At 65.7% G+C, this 19,454-nt stretch carries 8 protein-coding genes; 2 read left to right on the plus strand and 6 right to left on the minus strand.

Features of this window, described 5'->3' with window-relative positions; translation table 11 throughout:
- Positions 1 to 27: 27 nt before the first annotated feature.
- Together ACCQ16_RS10455 and ACCQ16_RS10460 are read left to right on the plus strand one after the other, a co-directional pair.
- Entirely contained in the window at positions 28 to 285 is a 258-nt protein-coding gene (locus tag ACCQ16_RS10455) for a hypothetical protein (RefSeq protein WP_277573091.1), read from the plus strand.
- Positions 282 to 10,475, plus strand: coding sequence for an autotransporter-associated beta strand repeat-containing protein (locus tag ACCQ16_RS10460; RefSeq protein WP_277573090.1), 10,194 nt, complete (start codon positions 282 to 284; stop codon positions 10,473 to 10,475). The genes ACCQ16_RS10455 and ACCQ16_RS10460 overlap by 4 nt, the downstream gene beginning before the upstream one ends.
- A 170-nt stretch (positions 10,476 to 10,645) precedes the next feature.
- On the opposite strand, the gene ACCQ16_RS10465 is transcribed toward ACCQ16_RS10460, so the two are convergent.
- From ACCQ16_RS10465 to ACCQ16_RS10490, 6 genes are all read right to left on the minus strand, one after another.
- A protein-coding gene (locus ACCQ16_RS10465) for an IS3 family transposase (RefSeq protein WP_094030629.1) occupies positions 10,646 to 11,748 on the minus strand; the annotation gives its coding sequence in 2 pieces (ribosomal slippage) (positions 10,646 to 11,490 and positions 11,490 to 11,748; 1,104 coding nt in all).
- A 234-nt stretch (positions 11,749 to 11,982) separates the two neighbouring features.
- On the minus strand, positions 11,983 to 12,594 hold the full coding sequence (locus tag ACCQ16_RS10470; protein WP_008571961.1) for a response regulator transcription factor: 612 nt from the start codon (positions 12,592 to 12,594) through the stop codon (positions 11,983 to 11,985).
- The gene (locus ACCQ16_RS10475) at positions 12,591 to 13,613 is read right to left on the minus strand and encodes a sensor histidine kinase (protein WP_029819413.1); all 1,023 of its coding nucleotides are present in this window, start codon (positions 13,611 to 13,613) and stop codon (positions 12,591 to 12,593) included. The genes ACCQ16_RS10470 and ACCQ16_RS10475 overlap by 4 nt, the downstream gene beginning before the upstream one ends.
- A gap of 118 nt (positions 13,614 to 13,731) precedes the next feature.
- The gene (locus ACCQ16_RS10480; RefSeq protein ID WP_218505503.1) at positions 13,732 to 15,216 is read right to left on the minus strand and encodes an efflux transporter outer membrane subunit; all 1,485 of its coding nucleotides are present in this window, start codon (positions 15,214 to 15,216) and stop codon (positions 13,732 to 13,734) included.
- Entirely contained in the window at positions 15,213 to 18,305 is a 3,093-nt protein-coding gene (locus ACCQ16_RS10485; RefSeq protein WP_277573089.1) for an efflux RND transporter permease subunit, read from the minus strand. Before ACCQ16_RS10485 ends, ACCQ16_RS10480 begins: the two co-directional genes overlap by 4 nt.
- Entirely contained in the window at positions 18,298 to 19,413 is a 1,116-nt protein-coding gene (locus ACCQ16_RS10490) for an efflux RND transporter periplasmic adaptor subunit (protein WP_033837289.1), read from the minus strand. Before ACCQ16_RS10490 ends, ACCQ16_RS10485 begins: the two co-directional genes overlap by 8 nt.
- Positions 19,414 to 19,454: the final 41 nt, after the last annotated feature.

Genomic DNA, 19,454 nt, shown 5'->3' on the forward strand with positions numbered 1-19,454 from the left:
AACCAGTCCACAGATCTGGCCTGTGTCATGGATGAGGTGAGAGTTAGTGATATTCAGCACAGTTTCAATCGTATTGAATCGCCTATTAATTTAATGGCGCGGCGAATGGAGAGTGGTATTAACTCAACTTCTCCCTGCAAGCGATGTTCGCGGCTACTCGCCATTATTCGTCGAGGCGGCCTGGCTGCTTTAAACCAGCTCTACCGTTATTCCAATCCCGTCTTTGGAGGCGCGCGCATGGGTGCGCGCTGGTCTCTGCCCGGCAATCAGGGGGAATTCAAATGAATCGTGCATTTGCGCTGGTCTGGAACGCAGCCATTGGCAATTGGGTGGTGACGCATGAATTAGTGCGTCGGCGTCGCAAGCCTGGCTCAACCCGTCGTCAATTGCCGGCCCTGGTGGTCCTTGCGGTGGGGGCCGCCGCACCGATGCTGGCCTGGGGCGCATGCACGCCGGCCATCCCCGCGGCGGGCGCAACCGTCACCTGCTCGGGTACGCCGGTCACCAGCAACAGTTTTTCCAGTAGCGCCAACAACCTGACCGTGAATGTCGCCTCCGGCAGCCAGATGACCGCAGGCCTGTTGGGCGGCACCGCCATCGCCCTGAGCGGTACCAATTCCACACTCAACAACGCCGGCACCATCGACCCTTCCGTGCTTGGGCTGCTCTCGGTACTGAGCAGCGGCGTGACCATGGGCAATGCCAGCTCCACTGCAGTCACCGTCAACAATCTTGCCAGCGGAACGCTCTACGGCACCGGCGGCTTGCTGGGCGCCAATCTGCTCAATCTCGACGGCATGGCGCTGGGGCTGACGTCGGCCAGCAACGGAACGGTGCAGATCAACAACGCTGGCGTGATCGATAGTCGCCCGTTGCTGGGATTGTCAATTCTGGGGTCGGACACCCCGGTGATCGCGGTGACCGGTGGAGGCACCGTCAACGCGGTCAATACCGGCACCATCAACGGACGGGTGGGCTTTCAGAGTTCGGCCAACGGCAACACGTTCGTCAACTCAGGCACCATCAACGGCAGTGTTTCGATGGGGGCGGGCAGCACCAACAGCTTCACTGCGGTCACCGGTGGCAGCGTCAACAGCGGGGGAGGCCTTGCACTGGAATTGCTCGGCCCGGGCGGTTTGCTGAGCTTCGCGCAAACCGGTGTGGTGGATGGAGGCCTGGGCGGAAACAACACGTTGATCCTGCAAAATTCTGCGGTGGGTACCGGCAGCGGCAGCACCGGCAACGGAACGTTGAGTACCGCGCAATACATCAATTTCGGAAATTTGCGCGTCAATAGCGGCACCTGGTCGGTGGGCGGGGCGAGCAACTTCGCCAACAGCGCGCTCAATGGTGGCGTGTTGCAGTTTGCCAATCCTGCGCAGTTGGGCACCACCATCACCGCCAACGGCGGCACGCTCCAAGCCACGGCTGCTGGCCTGACCCTTGCACCGACCAATGGCATTGCGCTTGGCGCGGGCGGCCTGACCGTGCAGGGCACCAATAACCTGACCGTTGGCAGCGCAATTACCGGCACCGGCGGATTGACCAAGACCGGCACCGGCGGACTGGCGCTGACCGGTACCAGCACGTTCAGCGGTGGCGTCAATCTGGTCGATGGCGCGTTGACGGTGGGCACCAACAGTGCCTTGGGCACCGGCACGGTCACCGCATCCGGCGGCAGCTTGTTGGCAGGTGCCGCAGTGAACCTGGCCAATGCGTTTTCGCTAAGCAACACGGTGGGTATTGGCGGCGCAAACGCGCTGCGAATCGGAGGGACAATCAGTGGCACCGGGGCGCTCAACAAGGTTGGCGCCGGCACGCTGACCTTGGGCGGCAGCAATACCTACAGCGGTGGCACCACCCTGGGTGCAGGCAGCGTGCTGCTGGAGACTTCCGGTGCGCTCGGCACTGGCACGGTCACTGCGGCAGGCGGTTTGCTGGATAACACTGCACCACTGACCCTGACCAACAACTTTGCGCTCGCCAATGCGCTGGGCCTGGGAGCCAGCGGCAACGCGTTGACCTTGAGCGGCACGCTGGCCGGCGCTGGCGGTGTCAATAAAACCGGCACCGGAACGCTGTCACTCAGCGGCACCAATACCTATAGCGGCGGCACCACGCTGGCAGCGGGCACGCTGCAACTGGGTACCGCGTCCGCGCTGGGCACGGGCGCATTGAATGTCACCGGCGCATCCAGCCTGAGCACCACTGCGCCGTTGACGGTGACCAATGGCATCAGCCTTGCCGCACCGTTGAACTGGACCGGCGCACAAGCGCTCACGCTCAGCGGCGCCATCAATGGTGCCGGCAGTTTGATCAAGAGCGGTACTGGCGATCTCACCCTGACCAACGCCAACACCTACACCGGCGGCACTACGCTCAGCACCGGGCGACTGGTGGTCGGTTCGAATGCGGCCCTGGGCACCGGCACGCTCACCGCCAGCGGAGGCGAGCTCGATGCCACGGCCGCGTCCACGCTGGGCAACGCGATTGCGCTGACCGGAAACCTGGGCGTCGGCAGTAGCGGCAACGCGTTGAATCTCACCGGCACCATCAGTGGCGCCGGTGCATTGAACAAACTCGGTGGCGGGACGCTGACGCTGGCTGGTCTGAACACCTATACCGGCGGCACCAGCCTCAATGCCGGCACCTTGCAGGTGGCCAGCGGCACCGCACTGGGCACCGGTACGTTGAATGTCACTGGCTCTGCGAGCTTGCAAAACACCGCCGCTGCCACGCTGAGCAATGCAGTGACGCTGAGCACCGGCGCGCTGACCCTCAATGGCGCGCAGGCGTTGACCTTGGGTGGCGCCATCAGCGGTGCAGGCAGCCTGGTCAAGGCCGGCGGCGATCTCACGCTCAGCGGCAACAACACCTATACCGGTGGCACCGCGCTCAACACCGGCAAGCTTACGGTGGGCAGCAATACCGCGCTGGGGAGCGGGACCTTGACCGCAGCGGCCGGCACGACGCTGGACAACGCAGCAGTGAGCACGCTCGCCAATGCCATTGCACTGGCAGGGCAGTTCACTGTGGCTGGGAGCAACGCGCTCACGCTGACCGGGGGCATCAGTGGCGCCGGCAGCCTGGACAAACTCGGCCCGGCCAGCTTGACCCTCAGCGGCAACAACACCTATCTGGGCGGCACCCGCCTGACGGCAGGCAGCCTGATTCTGGGCAGCGATGGCGCACTCGGGACGGGCAGCCTGAGCGTGAGTGGCGGCCTGCTCGATAGCACCGCTGCACGCGTGCTGGCCAACAACGTGGTGCTGGATGCGGATCTGCAACTTGGCGGCAGCCAGGACCTGACCCTCACCGGTGGCATCAGCGGCATCGGTGGCCTGGTCAAAGACGGTGCAGCAGCGCTGACACTGACCGGCGCAAACACCTTCGGTGGCGGCGTGGATCTCAACGCGGGGAGCTTGTCGGTCGGCAGCGGCGCGGCGCTGGGCAGCGGTGTGTTGACCGCAGCCGGCGGAACGCAACTGCAGGCCACCACCGCCACCACGCTTGGCAACGATGTGGTGCTCAATGGTGCGTTGTCATTGACCGGCAACAACAACCTGGGCTTGAGCGGTACCGTGAGCGGCGCCGGCAGCCTGGTCAAGCAAGGCACCGGAGCGCTCACGCTCAACGGAAACAACAGTTACACCGGCGGCACCGCGTTGAACGACGGTGCCCTGGTCGTGGGCAGCAATACCGCACTCGGTAGCGGCGCACTTACTGCTGCCAACGGCACGCTGCTCACCGCTGCCTCTGCGGTGACCTTGCAGAACGCGCTCACCACCAACGGTGCGCTGACGATCGATGGACAAAACCTCACGCTCGATGGCGCGATCGATGGCACGGGCAGCCTGATCAAGACCGGCGCGCAGACGCTCACCCTCAATGGCAACAACACCTGGAGCGGTGGGCTGCAACTGCAGGGTGGTTCGTTGCTGGTTGGCAGCGACACGGCATTGGGCGCAGGTACCTTGACTGCCGCAGGCGGTACCACGCTGGATGCAAGCACCGCCGTGGCGCTGGGCAATGCAGTCGCCTTGAATGGCACGCTGACCCTGCCTGGCACGCAGAATATTGCGCTCAACGGCGTCGTCAGCGGCATCGGTGGCCTCGACAAGCAGGGCAGCGCCACCCTGACGTTGAGCAACGCCAATACCTTCACCGGTGGCGTTGCGCTGGATGCGGGCAGGCTGGTGCTTGGGAACAATGCCGCGCTTGGCGTGGGTGATATGCGAGTCAACGGCCCTGCCGAACTGGATGCCACTGCCGCGTTGACGGTAGGCAACAACCTCGCGTTGAACGATCAACTGACGTTGGTGGGCAGCAACGATCTGGTCTTGAACGGCAGCGTCAGCGGCACCGGCAGCCTGGTCAAGAATGGCGCCACCACCCTGTCGCTCACGGCCAGCAACAGCTACAGCGGCGGTACCAGCCTGACCGCAGGCACCATCGCGGTGGGAGCCGACAATGCGCTCGGCACCGGCAGCCTGTCGGTGCTCGGCAATTCGGTATTGAGCAATGCGGTCGCCGTGGCGCTAGGCAACGACATCGCGCTGGGCGCCGCGCTCACCGTGGATAACGCCGCAGACATGTTGGCAAGCGGTGCCATCAGCGGAAGCGGAAGCCTGGTCAAGACCGGCCTGGGCACGTTGACCTTGAGCGGTAACAACAGCTACACCGGCCCGCTGGCGATTCAGGCCGGCACCGTGGTGGCCAGTACCGCGGCCTCATTGGGCAACGCCAGCAGTGTCGATGTGGCAGTAGGTGCGCTGTTGAACCTGACCAACGGGGGCTTGATCAACACGCTCACTGGTGCGGGCGGTGTAGACACCGATACCGGCGCCACGCTGCAACTAGGCGGCGGCGATTTCGCCGGCAGCCTCGGCGGTGGCGGCAACCTGGACAAGGTGGGGGCCGGTACCGTGCGTTTGCTCGGTACCAGCGCGATCGGTGGCAGCACGCAGGTCAGTGCGGGCACGCTCGATGTGGTCGGCAGTCTCGGCACCAGCGCCTTGAACGTCGCATCGGGCGGCACGCTGACCGGCACCGGCGCCGCCGGTAATGTGGGTGCGGCGGTCACCGTCAGCGATGGCGGCAGGCTCGCACTCACCAGCGGTTCGTCGTTGAGCGTGGGCGCGTTGACGCTCGCGCCAGGCGCGTTTGTCGATGTGGCGTTGGGCGCGCCAAGCGCAACCCGCTTGCTGGCCGTCAATGGCGATCTCACCCTGGACGGTACGCTCAACATCACCGATCTCGGCGGCTTCGGGACCGGCGTGTACCGGTTGATCGACTACACCGGCGCGCTCACCAACAACGGCATGCTGATCGGCCTGTTTCCGGGCAGCGTGGACATCAGCCAGCTCGCCCTGCAGACCGCCATCGGCCAGCAACTCAATCTGGTGGTGACCGCGCCGGGCAGCATCGTGCAGTTCTGGGATGGGGTACAGACCACGGCCAATGGCGCTGTCGATGGCGGCGCCGGCACCTGGGGTGCAGCCACCAACTGGACCGGCCAGGACGGTAGCGCCAACAGCACGTGGCAAGGCGACTTCGCAGTGTTTTCCGGTACGGCCGGCACGGTGGGCGTGCAGGGTACGCAGAACACCGGCGGCCTGCAGTTCGTGACCGATGGATATCAGTTGACCGATGCCGGCGCGGGCGCACTGGCGGTGAGCGACCCGTTGACCGCCATCCGCGTCGATCCGGGTGCCACGGCAAGCATCGATGTGGCCATCACCGGCACCGGCGGCGTGCAGAAGCTTGATACCGGCACGCTGGTGCTGAGTGGTCCCAACACCTACACCGGTGGCACGGCGCTGGGCGGCGGCAGCCTGGTGCTGGGCAATGCGCTAGCGTTGGGCAGCGGCACGCTGACCGCCGCAGCGGGCACCACGCTCGATACCAACCAAGCATTGGCCCTCGGCAACGCGGTGGTGCTCGATGGCGCGTTGACGCTGCCCGGCAGCAACGACCTGACATTGGCCGGCGCCATCAGCGGTGCAGGCAGCTTGATCAAGAACGGCACCTCCACGCTCACGCTGGGAGGCAGCAACAGCTACCTCGGCGGCAGCGTGTTGAATGCCGGCACCCTGGCGGTGGGCAGCAATACCGCACTCGGCACGGGCAGCCTGTCGCTGCTGGGCGATGCGACGTTGAGCAATGCCATTGCCTTGGCCCTGGGCAACAACGTCAACCTGGGCGCCAACCTGACCATCGCCAGTGCGGACGATCTGGCGTTGACCGGCGTGCTCAGTGGCGCGGGCGCGCTGACCAAGACGGGCCTGGGGACCTTGACCCTGTCCGGCAGCAACCTGTTCAGTGGCCCGGTGTCGGTGCAGGGCGGCGTGCTGGCCACCTCCGCCACCGGCACGTTGGGGACCAGTGCCAGCGTGGACGTTGCGGCAGGGGCGGGGCTCTCGCTCGGCAGCAATACCGCATTGAGCAGCGTGACCGGCCTGGGCAATGTCGCGATCCAGGGGGGCAGCACCTTGCAACTGGGCGTTGGCAACGTCGGCAGCACCTTCGCAGGTGCGTTGAACGATGCCGGCAATCTCGAAAAAGTCGGCACCGGCACCGTGCAACTCACCGGCACCAGCGCGATCGGCGGCACCACGCAGATCACCGCGGGCACGCTGGATGTGGATGGCACGCTGGGCAGTGCCGGTGGCGTCACCGTGGGCACCGGCGGCACGTTGAGCGGCAGCGGCGTGGTCAATGCCGCGGTCACGGTGAATGACGGTGGCCGCCTGGTAGTGACCAGCGGTGCGCTGCTGACCACCGGCAGCCTGAACATGGCGCCCAATGCCACGCTCGATGCGTTTTTGGGGATACCCAGCCAGACCGGTGTGCTTGCGGTCAACGGCGACCTCACGCTGGATGGCACGCTCAACATCACCGACATCGGCGGCTTCGGCACCGGCGTGTATCGCCTGATCGATTACACCGGCACCTTGACCAACAATGGCATGGGTTTCGGCACCTTGCCGGGCACGGTCGACCCCGCCCAGCTCACGCTGCAGACCTCGCTGGCGCAGCAGGTCAACGTGGTGTTGTTGGCTTCTGGCAGCAACGTGCAGTTCTGGGATGGTGCGCAGACCGTCGCCAACGGCAGCGCCGAGGGCGGTACCGGCACATGGACCGCCGGCACCACCAATTGGACGTCGGTCGATGGGCTGATCAACAGCGATTGGCAGAACAGCTTTGCGGTCTTCGCAGGCACAGCGGGCAACGTGGGCGTGCAGGGCACCCAGGGCATCACCGGCATGCAATTCATCACCGACGGCTATGTGCTGAGCGATGCAGGCGGTGGCGCATTGAGCGCCAACGCAGCGAACACCATCATCCGCGTCGACCCCGGCGTGACCGGCACCATCGACGTCGCCATCGGCGGCAGCGGCACGCTGCAAAAGCTCGACACCGGCACGCTGGTCCTGACTGGTGCCAACACCTATACCGGCGGCACCGCGCTCGGCGGCGGCAGCCTGGTGCTGGGCAATGCGCAAGCGCTGGGCACCGGCACGCTGACTGCCGCAGCGGGCACCACGCTCGATACCGATCAAGCATTGGCGCTGGCCAATGCGGTGGTGCTCGACGGCGCGCTGACGCTGCCGGGCAGCAACGACCTGGCATTGACCGGTGCAATCAGCGGTGCAGGCAGTTTGATCAAGAACGGCACCTCCACGCTCACGCTCAGCGGCAACAACAGCTATGCCGGCGGCACGACGCTCAGCGATGGCACGCTGGCGGTGGCCAGCAACACCGCCCTGGGGAGCGGCACCTTGTCGGTCACCGGCGATGCGGTGCTGAGCAATGCCATTGCCGCGGCATTGGGCAACGCGGTCACGCTGGGTGCGGCGCTTACCGTCGACAACCCGGCCGACCTCACCCTTGCCGGCAACATCAGCGGCAGCGGTGCGTTGATCAAGACAAACACCGGCACCCTCACGCTGGACGGCAGCAATACCTACAGCGGTGGCACGACGCTCACTGCGGGTACGCTGGTGGGCGACAGCGCAAGCCTGCAAGGCGCCATCGTCGATAACGCAACATTGGCGTTCAACCAAGTAGCCGATGGTGTGTTCAACGGCTCGATCACCGGCACCGGCACCGTGGTCAAGGATGGTGCCGGCGCGTTGTTGCTCAGCGGTGCCAATGGCTACACGGGCGGCACCAGCATTGTGGCCGGCACCCTGATCGGCGACACCGCCAGCTTGCAGGGCGATATCACCAACAATGCAGCGTTGGTGTTCAACCAGACCACCGGTGGCGTGTATGCCGGCGCGGTCAGCGGGACTGGCTCGCTGGAAAAGACCGGCAGCGGCGTGCTGCAATTGCTTGGTGCCAATACGTATACCGGCGGCACCGTCATCAGCGCCGGCAGCTTGGTCGGCAATACCACCAGCTTGCAGGGCGATGTGGTCGACAACGCGACGTTGATCTTCGATCAGGCCAGCGACGGCGTGTTCGCCGGCGCGGTCAGCGGCACCGGTAGCGTGATCAAGCAAGGTGCCGGCGCGTTGACCTTGGTGGCGCCCAACACCTACAGCGGCGGCACCACCGTCGCCAGTGGCAGCCTGATCGGCACCACCGACAGTCTGCAGGGCAACATCGTCGACAATGCAGTGCTGGTGTTCGACCAGGCGACCGATGGGACCTACGCCGGCAACGTCACCGGCAGCGGCGTGCTGGTGAAGAACGGCACCGGTACGCTCACCCTGGACGGCGTCAACGGTTACCTGGGCGGTACGACCGTCAACGCGGGCACGCTGGTTGGCAACACCGCCAGCCTGCAGGGCGACATCACCAACAACAGCACGCTGACCTTCCTGCAAAACAGTGCCGGCAGCTATGCAGGCAGGTTGTTCGGGGGCGGTCGCTTCATCAAGCTGGGGACCGGCACGCTGTTGCTCACCGCCAACAGCAGCACCTTCACCGGCCCGACCGAGGTCAACGCCGGCACCCTGAGTGTCGGCAACCTGGCCAACCCGGGCGCGGCGCTGGGCGGGCCGGTCACAGTGGGTCCGGGCGGCACGCTCGCCGGCAGCGGCAGTGTCGGCAGCCTGGTTTCATCGGGCACGGTCGCCATTGGTGGCGCCGGTGGCACCATCAGCGTCGGCGGCAATGCCACGTTTGCACCAGGCTCCACGTTGCAAGTGACGCCCGGCGACGGCGGTGTGGTGACGCCGGTGACGGTCGGTGGCGCAGCCACCGTGGCCACCGGCACCACCCTGGAGTTGGTGCGGGCGACCGACTTGCCGCTGTTTACGGAAATTCCGGTGATCAGCGCCGGCGGCGGCCTCACCGGGCAGTTCACCAACGTCGTTTCCGATTACGCATTCATCGAGCCGAGCGTGAGCACCACCGCCACTGCGTTGTCGGTGACGTTCGGGCGCAATACGGTAGGCATGGTGGACGCGGTCACCACGCCGAACCAGCAGTCCACGGCGGCGGCCGTGGATGGCCTGCCCAACACCAGCCCGATCTATCAGGCCGTGGTGCGTTTGCCCGACGACCCGGAGGCGGTGCGCACCGCGTTTGCCTCGCTGTCGGGCGAAAGTCATGCCAGCACTGCAACGGCCCTGCTGGACAGCCGCTTTCTCTACAGCGGCATCGCCAACCATCTGCGTGGCGACAGCCAGGACACGCTGGTCGGCGACACCATGGTCTGGATCACCGGGCGCAGCCTGCCCACCCGTGTCGATGGCGATGCCAATGCGGTGTCGGTACGTCGCGAGGACAACGGCGTGATGGCCGGTGCGGAACGCCGCTTCGGCGAACGCAGCGTGGTGGGCATTGCGGTCGGCAACCAGGATATCGAGAGCTGGTCGCGCGAATGGGGCGACCGTGCCGATGTGGATGGCACGCATGCCGGCGTGTATGGCCGGGCCGACTGGTCTGCGTTCTCGCTGCAGGGTGCGGTGGACTACGCCAGCTATCGCGTCGACAGCACGCGCCGGGTGATGTTGCCCGGCGTGCTCGAAGAGCGCATGGACAGCCGCTACGACGCCACCGCCGTAACGGTGTCGCTGGAAGCGGCCTGGAATCTGCGCACCGAAGGTGCGGTGTACAGCCCGTTCATTGCGGCCGATTACACCCGCCTGAAGACCGACGGGTTCACCGAAAGCGGCGGCATCTCCGCGCTGTCGGTGGACAGTGCCAGCGACACCTTCAGTACCGCCACGCTGGGCGTACGTGGTTATTGGGACCTCGGCCAGAAGGCGGCGTTGTATGCGTCGGCAGGCTGGCGGCATGCCTTCGGCGACCGTTCCGTGCAGCGCTCGGCCGGCTTCGTCGGCACCGCCTCGGAGTTCTCGGTGCAAAGCGTCACCCTGGCCAAGAATGCGGCCATCGGCGAGCTGGGCGTGAGCCTGGTCACCTCGCCACGCAGCCGGCTGGCACTGTCGCTGCAAGGGCTCAGCGGCGACGGGCAGACGGCGTACGGTGGTCAGGTGACCTGGGGAGTGAGCTTCTGAAGTCTTGTCTTGCGGCATGCCTGACACCGGAAACAAAAACGCCCCGGATACCGGGGCGTTCTTTTTGCCCGCATTCCTGTGTCTGTCGCGCGCGCCGCAAGATACGCACCGGAGCGTCAGGTGCGTTGCGGTGACCAGCGACGTCCCCCCGCTCTGAGTAGCGGCCGGGTTTAGAGTCCGGGGTTGATGATATCGGTGTTGGCCAGCTGTTGGGCATACGCAGATGGCGTCATGCCGCCAATGGCCTTCTTGGGTCGCTCCTCGTTGTATTCGCGTCGCCAGCGTTCGATCTCGGTACGCGCATGCAGCAGGGTTGGGAACCAGTGCTCGTTGAGGCATTCGTCGCGCAGCCGGCCATTGAACGATTCGACGTAGGCGTTCTGGTTTGGCTTGCCAGGCTGGATCAGCCGTAACTGCACGCCACGCGCATGTGCCCAGGCCACCATCGCTTTGCCGCAAAACTCCTTGCCGTTATCTGTGCGGATCACCTGTGGCAAGCCGCGACTGTGCGCCAGCCGATCCAGCACGCGTGTCACGCCATGGCCCGAGATTGCGCGCTCCACCTCGATGGCGATCGCTTCGTGGGTTGCATCGTCCACGATCACCAGACACTTGATCACTCGGCCTTCGGCGCTGCGGTCGAACACGAAATCCATCGACCACACCTGATTGGCCTGCGATGGCCGCAGCAGCGGCTGACGCTCTCCTATCAGCACCTTTTTGCGCTTGCGGCGCCGGACCTGCAGCTGCTGCTCGCGGTACAACCGCTCCACACGCTTGTAGTTCACGATGCGTCCTTCCTGTCGTAATTTGAGATAGATCATCCCCACACCATAACGGCGATGGCGATGCGCCAACGCACAGATGCGTTCGCGCAGTTCGACGTTGCGATCTTCGCGCGGGCAATATCGCAGCGCACTGGCGCTCATGCCGATCACTGCCAACGCACGACGCTCGCTGGCACCACGCCCGATCCACTCGCGCACCAGCATGCGACGCGCCGGTGCGCTCACCACTTTTTTCGCAGTGCATCCTTGATCAGGTCGTTCTCGAACAGCTGCTCGGCCAGCAACTTCTTCAGCCGCGCGTTCTCGGACTCAAGGTCCTTGAGCCGCTTGGCATCGGGCACGCTCATCCCGCCGAACTTGCTGCGCCACAGATAATAGGAAGCCTCGCTGAAGCCATGCCGCCGGCACAGGTCCTTGATCGCCACACCGGCATCAGCTTCGCGCAGGAAGCCGATGATCTGTTCTTCAGAAAAACGCTTCTTCACGTCCAATCTCCTCGAGTTAGGGAATTGGACTCCAAACTGAGGTGCTACTCAAAATCGGGGGGGCGTCGCCAGGTCAATGCATGACATCGAGAGCCGAAAAAGCGCTGCGTGGGTGCTGCGTCATGGCGCTGTCATCCTGGAGCACGCAGGCCGTCATGGCGGCTGGATGCCCGCCGATGGCGCGTGCGCGGGCAGCTAGCACAGCACGCCTGCGCACCGGTCACACAGCGCGCATCACAGCCCGATGCGTTCGGCCAGGCGCACCAGTTCGGCCAGCGAGCCAGCCTGCATCTTGCGCATGGCCTGGCCACGCCGCACTTTCACGGTGATCTCGCTCAGGTGCAGGCGCGCGGCGATCTGCTTGTTCAACAGACCTTGCACCACCAATCGCGTGACATCCTGCTCGCCGCTACTCAGCGACTCCCAACGTGCACGCAATTGCGCGGCCACCGCCTCGCTCTGGCGGCGCGCACGGTCACGCCGGATGCCGTCCTGAATGGCATCCAGCAGGGCCTGATCGCGGAACGGTTTGGTCAGGAATTCGATCGCGCCGTTCTTCATCGCCTCCACGCTCATCGCGATATCGCCATGGCCGGTAATGAAGATGGTGGGCAGGGCAACGCCGGATTCGACCATGCGCCGATGGAACTCCATCCCGCTCTGGCCCGGCATGCGAATGTCCAGCACCAGGCAGGCGGGTGCCTCGTGCAACCGGTGCGCGAGGAATTGATCGGTGGAACCGAACGCGTAGACCTGCAAGCCGACCGAGGCGAACAGATCCTCCAGTGCAGCGCGCATCGAGGCATCGTCGTCGATGAGATACACCACCGGGGCCGGCTCGCTCATGGCCTGCGCTCCGTCGCGACCAGGGGCAGACGCAGGCCGAAGCGCGCGCCGCGTACACCGGCCGGCTCGGCCCAGATCTGCCCGCCGTTGGCTTCCATGATGGTGCGGCTGATGCTCAAGCCAATGCCCATGCCATCGTCCTTGGTGCTCCAGAATGCTTCGAATACATGCGCCAGTGCGTCATCGGACAAGCCTGGGCCGGTGTCGTCGATGCACAGGCATGCCCACCCACCATCGGTGTGCGAGCGTACATGGATGCTGCGCGCCTCGTCCGGCAAGGTCGCCAGTGCCTCCACGGCGTTGAGCAACAGATTGCCGATGACCTGCTGGATCTGTACGCCATCGGCCAGCACCGCGGGCAGGGCAGGGTCCAGCTCCAGCGACAGCGCGATGCCATGGCGCTCGGTTTCGCCACGGGTGAGGGCAATCATGTCGAGCACGGTGCGGTTCAAATCCAGCGGCTGGCGTTGGCTGGCTTCGCCACGCGCCAATGCACGCATGCGCGCGATGATGGCGCTGGCGCGGCCGGCGTCGGCGAGCATGCGCTCCAGTGCTGCATCGGCCTTGGCCAGGTTGGGCGGTTGCTGCGCCAGCCAGCGCTGGCAGGCATTGCCACTGGTCACGATGGCGGCCAAGGGTTGATTGACTTCGTGGGCGATCGATGCGGCTAGCCCGCCCATGCTGCCGCTGCGGGTGAGCCGCAACAGCCGTGCCTGTGCGGCATGTGCGCTCGCCTTGGCCGCTTCCATCTGCACCGCCAGATAGGTGGTGACCGCCACCACCACCGCACTGATGCAGGAGTTGATCACGCCCACGCGGTAGCTGCCGGCCGGGGTGAGATGGAAGCTGAGCACGATCAGCGCCAGGCAGGTGGCCGCCAGCAGCACTACGCCCGTGCGCGTCAGCAGGCGTACCGACAGCAGCACCACCAACGTATAGAACAAGGCTGCCGCCACCGCATAGTCGGTGAAGGTATCGGCCACGAAGATCGCTGCCATGCCCGCCACCAGCCCGACCATGCCGAGCAGGTCGGTACGCGTGGGTGGCGAGCGGAAGAGAGAGGTCATGCGCATGGCGGCGATTGTCTCAGCTGGCGGCGCCGCCGTTACACAACCGGCGCTGGCTGCGGTGCGTGATTCATGGAGCCGCGGGCTTGGGCGTCTGGGCCGCTGGCGACCACCACGGCCCGCCACCCAGGGCCTGATACAGCGCCACGGTGTCGGTGTAGCGGGCGGCTTGTGCCTGGACCGTGGCGGCCTGCGTGCTTTGGTAGGCCTGCTGCGCCTGCAGCAGATCTGCCATGCCCACCGCACCGACCGCCTGTTGGCGTTGCACCAGCGCCAGCGTGCGCTCCGCAAGGGCCTGCGCATCGGCACAGGCGCGCAGGTTCTGCGCGTCGCTCTGCAGCGCGGTGAGCGCGTTGGAAACCTCGCCAAATGCGTTCAGCACTACGCTGCGGTATTGCGCCATGGCCTGCGCGTAGCCAGCTTCGGCCGCCCGTTGCTGATGCGCGAGCGCGCCGCCATGGAACAGCGGTTGCAGCAGGCTGCCGGCCACCGACCATTGTGTATTGCCGGCCGCGAACATGCGCCCGACACTGGATGCAGAGCCGCCGCCGGCCGCACTCAAGGTAATGGATGGCAAGCGCGCAGCGGCCGCCACGCCGATCAATGCGCTGGCAGCATGCGCCTGCGCTTCGGCGGCGCGGATGTCCGGGCGGCGATCGACCAACCGCGAGGGCAGCGATAACGGCAATTGCGCCGGTAATTGCAGCGTGTCCAGCGTAAACGGCGCACCCGCAGCGTCGCCAGGCAACTGCCCGCCCAGAATCGCGAGCAGGGTCCGTTGCTGTTCCAGCTGTTTTTCCAGCCCCGGCACCGCGGCCTGTGCCTGTGCCAGCGCAGTGCGTTGGGCCAGCACCTGCGCTGCACCGAGCGCGCCAAGCGCCTGCTGGCGTTCGGTGAGCGTGCAGAGCTGCTCGGCGATGGCGACCTGGGCGCGCGCAGCCTCCAGTTGCGCGCGCACGGCCGCCTCGCCAATGGCCGCGTTCACGACGTTGGCGGTGAGGCTCAGGTACGCCGCATCGCGCTGATCGCGCTGGGCCTGTGCTTGCGCACCGGCCGCTTCCACTTGCCGCCGCGTACCGCCAAAGACGTCCAGCGTGTAGCTGACGCTGAGTTGGGCGGTGCGTAGCGCATACGGTGTGTCGATGCCGGCATCTGGCGCCGGCACCACCGAATCGCGTTGCCGGCTGGCATCCACATGCAGATCCGCTTGCGGTAGCCAGGCACCGCGTTGTGCAGCCAGCGTCTGCTGCGCCTGCCGGAGCGCTGCGTCGGCGGCCTGCAGGTCCGGATTGGCACGTAAGGCCCGCTCCACCACAGCATTGAGTTGCGGCGAGCCGAAGGCGCGCCACCAGGCGGCCGGCACGTCCTGCCCGGGCTCGAACTGCTGCGCACCACCATGTGCTGCGTCGGCGGCCACGGTCGTTGCCGGTAACGCATTGGCGGTATAGCGATCGGCATCAGGTGGAGCGGGGCGCTGAAAGTCCGGTCCCACTGCGCAGGCGGCGAGCGATACCGCCACGGCACTGGCGAGCAATGCGTTGCGAACGTCGGTCATGCGGTCGTCTCCGGGCGGCCCTGGCGCGTTGCGACGAAGGCTTCCATCAGGTAGTAAAGCGATGGCAACAACACCAAGGTGAGCACCGTGGCGGTGACCAAGCCGCCAACCACCACGGTGGCCAACGGGCGCTGCACATCGCTGCCCAGGCCAGTGGCGAGCATTGCCGGTGCCAGGCCAAGCGCTGCCACCGTCGCGGTCATCAGCACCGGACGCATGCGGCTCACCGCACCGGCCACCACCGCCTCGCGCAAGGACATGCCCACGTCCTGGCGCAGCCGGTTGATCTGCGCGAGCATCAGCACCGCGTTCAGGACCGCCACCCCGAACAGGGCGATGAAACCTACCGCGCTGGAGACATTGAGGGTCATCCCGCGCAGGTGCAATGCAGCCAACCCGCCGATCATGGCCAGCGGCACGGCGGCAAGCACCAATGTCGGCTGGCGCAGGTTGCCGAATGCGCCAAACAGCAACACGAACATGATGCACAACGTGGTTGGCAGCACCACCAGCAAGCGCGCCTGGGCACGCTGCAGGTTCTCGAACTGGCCACCCCACACCAGCTGCATGTGCTGCGGGTCGAGGTGCACTTGCCGCGCGAGCGTGGCCTGCGCATCGCTCAGGAAACTGGACAGGTCGCGGCCGCGCACGTTGAGCCGCACGATGATGTTGCGCCGGCCCATCTCGCGCACGATCACGCTCTGGCCACTGGTGGTGGTGATGCTGGCCACCGCCGAGAGCGGTATCTCGGCGCCGGCAGCGGTGCGCAGGCGCAACGCGCCGATGGCCTGCGGATCGTTGCGATACCGTTGCGGAAAGCGCACGGTGAGGTCGTAGCTCTTCTCGCCGATGTACATCTGCCCGATCGGGCTGCCGCCGATGCCGGTGGAAATCAGATCCGACACATCGGCCGCATTGATGCCATAGCGTGCTGCCGCCGCGCGGTCGAAACGTACCTGCAGGTTGGGCAGGGGCGGCTCTACATCCACGGCGATGTCCGCAGCGCCCGGCACCTTGTGCAAGGTTGCAGCCACCTGGTCGGCAACGCCGCGAACCTGCTGCAGATCGTCGCCGAACACCTTCACGGTCAGATCGCTGTGCGCGCCGGAGAGCTTGTCCTGCACGCCGTCGATCATCGGCTGCATCATGCTCACCGTGTAACCGGGCATCCGTGCATAACGTGCGCCGAGCGCAGCGATCAATGCCTGCTTGTCCATGCCGGCCGGCCAGTCTTTGTAGGGACGCAGGCCAACGCTCGCTTCGATATGCGAAGGCGTCCAGTAGTCGGTGCCATCGTCGTTGCGCCCGGTCTGGGTCACCACGTACGAAACCTCGGGAAATTCCAGCGTGGCCTTGCGCAAGGCATTGGCCATGGTGGCGGCCTTGTCCAGAGTGATGCCTGGCGGCATCTGCACCTGCAGCCACAGCGATCCTTCGTCGATATACGGCAGGAAGTCGCGGCCGATGCTGCCCCCCAACACCGCCAGCACGCACAGGGCCAGCGCCGCGCAAGCTAGCAGCCAGCCGCGTCGGCCCACGCTGCGTTCCAGCAATGCGCGGTAGCGCTGCCCCAGTGTTTCCAGCACGCGGTTGTGCATCATCTTGCGCGGCCTGCGGAACGCCAGCCACGCCAGGCCAGGAACCAATGTCAGCGCCACCAGCAGCGCACCGATCAAGGCCGCGCCCACCGCATAGGCCATCGGCGAAAACAGCTTGTATTCGATGCGTTCGAACGCCAGCAGCGGCAGGTACGCACAGCCGATCACGGCCATGCCGAAAAAGATCGGCCGCGCCACCTGCAGGGTGGCGTCGATCGCATCGCGCGCCGTCAATGCACGCTGGCTGTTTTCTTCGCGCAGGCGCAAGACGTTTTCCACCAGCACCACCGCGCCATCGACCAGGATGCCGAAGTCGATCGCGCCCAACGACAGCAGATTGGCCGGAATCTTGAGGTGGTGCATGAAGATGAAGGCGATCAGCAACGACAGCGGGATGGTCAGCGACACGATCGCCGCCGCACGCGGGCTACCCAGGAAGATCAACAGCACCACGCACACCAGCAGCATGCCTTCGGTCAGCGTGGCGCTCACCGTATGCAGCGTGGCGTCGATCAACGCGGTCCGATCCAGGTACGGCACCACCTTGACGTCCCTGGGCAGCACGCCGTTGTTGAGCTCCTCCACGGCGCTGTGGATGCCTTGCAAGGCCACCGACGGGTTGCTGTCCTTGAGCAGCAACGCGATGCCTTCGATCGTGTCCGGGTTGCCGTCCTTGCCCAGAATGCCGCGTCGCTCGACATTGTCGTAGCGCACCTGGCCCAGGTCCTTGACCAGGACCGGTACGCCATTGCTGCTGCTCACCACCACATTGCCGATGTCCTGCAACGAATGCAGCAGGCCGATGCCGCGGATCACGTAACTTTGTTCGCCACGATCCATCACGCTGCCGCCGCCATCGGCGTTGTTGCTGGTGATGGCGCTCTTGACCTGCTGCAACGACACCCCGTACCGGGTCAGGCGGTCCGGCTCCAGCGCCAGCGAAAACTGCGTGGTGAGGCCGCCGAAATTGGTCACATCGGCCACGCCTGGCACTTTCTGCAGGCGCGGAATCACCGTCCAGAATTGCAGGTCCGACAGCTCGCGCAGGCTGCGTGTTTTCGATTCCAGCGTATAGCGATAAATCTCGCCGGTGGGCGAGGTGTATGGGTCGAGCCCGGGAATCGCGCCATAGGGCAGGGTGACCGCCTGGATGCGTTCCAGCACACGCTGGCGCGCGAAGTAGCCTTCGGTCCCATCGTCGAAGACCAGCGTGATCAAGGAAAGGGCGAACAGGCTGCGCGAGCGCAACACATGCAGGCCGGGCGTGCCCATCAACGCACGTTCCAGCGGCACGGTGATCTGCTGTTCCACTTCTTCTGCACCCAGGCCCGGGACCTGCGTGACCACCTGCGAGGTGACATCGGCGATGTCCGGGTAAGCCTCCACCGGCAGCTGCGTCCAGCTCCATGTGCCGTATAACGCAATGAGTACGAAGACCAGCCAGACGATGCCGCGACGCTGGAAGCAGGTGGTGATGATCGCCTCAATCATTGAGCAAGGCTCCGTCCTTGATCACCACACGCTCGCCGGCCTTCAAGCCGGACAGGATTTCGGTATAGCCCTCCATTGCGCGGCCGGTGGCCACGATGCGCGAGCGATAAGCGAACGGCGCGGTTTCGACAAACACCCGCGTGTACAGTCCCATCTGCAAGAGCGCGCTATCGGGCACCACCAATGCCTGCTGCGGGCGCGACTGGAAGTGGGCGCGCGCAAACATGCCCGGCTTGAGCAGGCCGTCGCGGTTATTCAAGGCCACCCTGACTTTCAACGTGCGGGTGGCGGGGTCGAGCAAATCGTCCAGGTGTTGCACGTGGCCGACGAAGCGTTGGCCAGGATAGGCATCCAGGCTGGCAGTGACCGGCTGACCTTCGAAGACCTGGCCAATCTCGCGTTCCGGCACGCTGGCGGTGAGCCACACCTGCGAGATATCGGCCACCGTCATCAGTGACGCCGACGTGTCGTTCCAGAAGCCGCCCAGCGCAGCGCTCAGCTCCGCCACGCGGCCGGCAATGGGCGCACGCACGACATAGCGCCGGTGCGAGCTCGCCTGAGCAGCCACACCCAGCTGGGCCAGGCGATCGCTGGCCGCCCGTGTATCGTTCTGCGCGCTGTCGAAGGCCTGCTGCGCCGCCTGCAGATCGCGTGCAGCGGAAATGCTGTCCGCTGCCAGCGCCTTCTGCCGGGCCAGTTCCAGGCGCGCCTGTTCCAGCGTGGCGCGCGCCTTGCCGGCATCGCTGTAGGCACTGGCGAGTTCGGCAGAATCCAGCACGCACAGCACATCGCCCGCATGCACGGTGTCGCCCAGGGTCTTGGGCAGTGCGACCACGCGCCCGGCCAACGGCGGCACGACGCGCACCAGGCGCTCGGGCAGCACGTCGATCACCGCCGGCATCTGCAGCAGCGGGGCGATGGGTTGGCTGCGCACCGCCTGCACGCGCAGGCTGGCACGCAGGGGCGAGTGCGCCGGCACCATCACCTGCGTGTTGGTGTGGATCAGCAGCGGCGAGGGAGCAGCCGGCGGCGGCGTGGCTCCGCAGCCGGCCAGCAAGCTGCACACACAGGCAGCTGCCAGCGTAGAACGCAGGAAGGGGGACGACATGCGATGACTCGTACGGGGAGAGGGAAGGCGTTGCACCCGCA

Source organism: Xanthomonas sp. NCPPB 1062 (genome assembly GCF_041481705.2).
Lineage (GTDB): Bacteria > Pseudomonadota > Gammaproteobacteria > Xanthomonadales > Xanthomonadaceae > Xanthomonas > Xanthomonas euvesicatoria.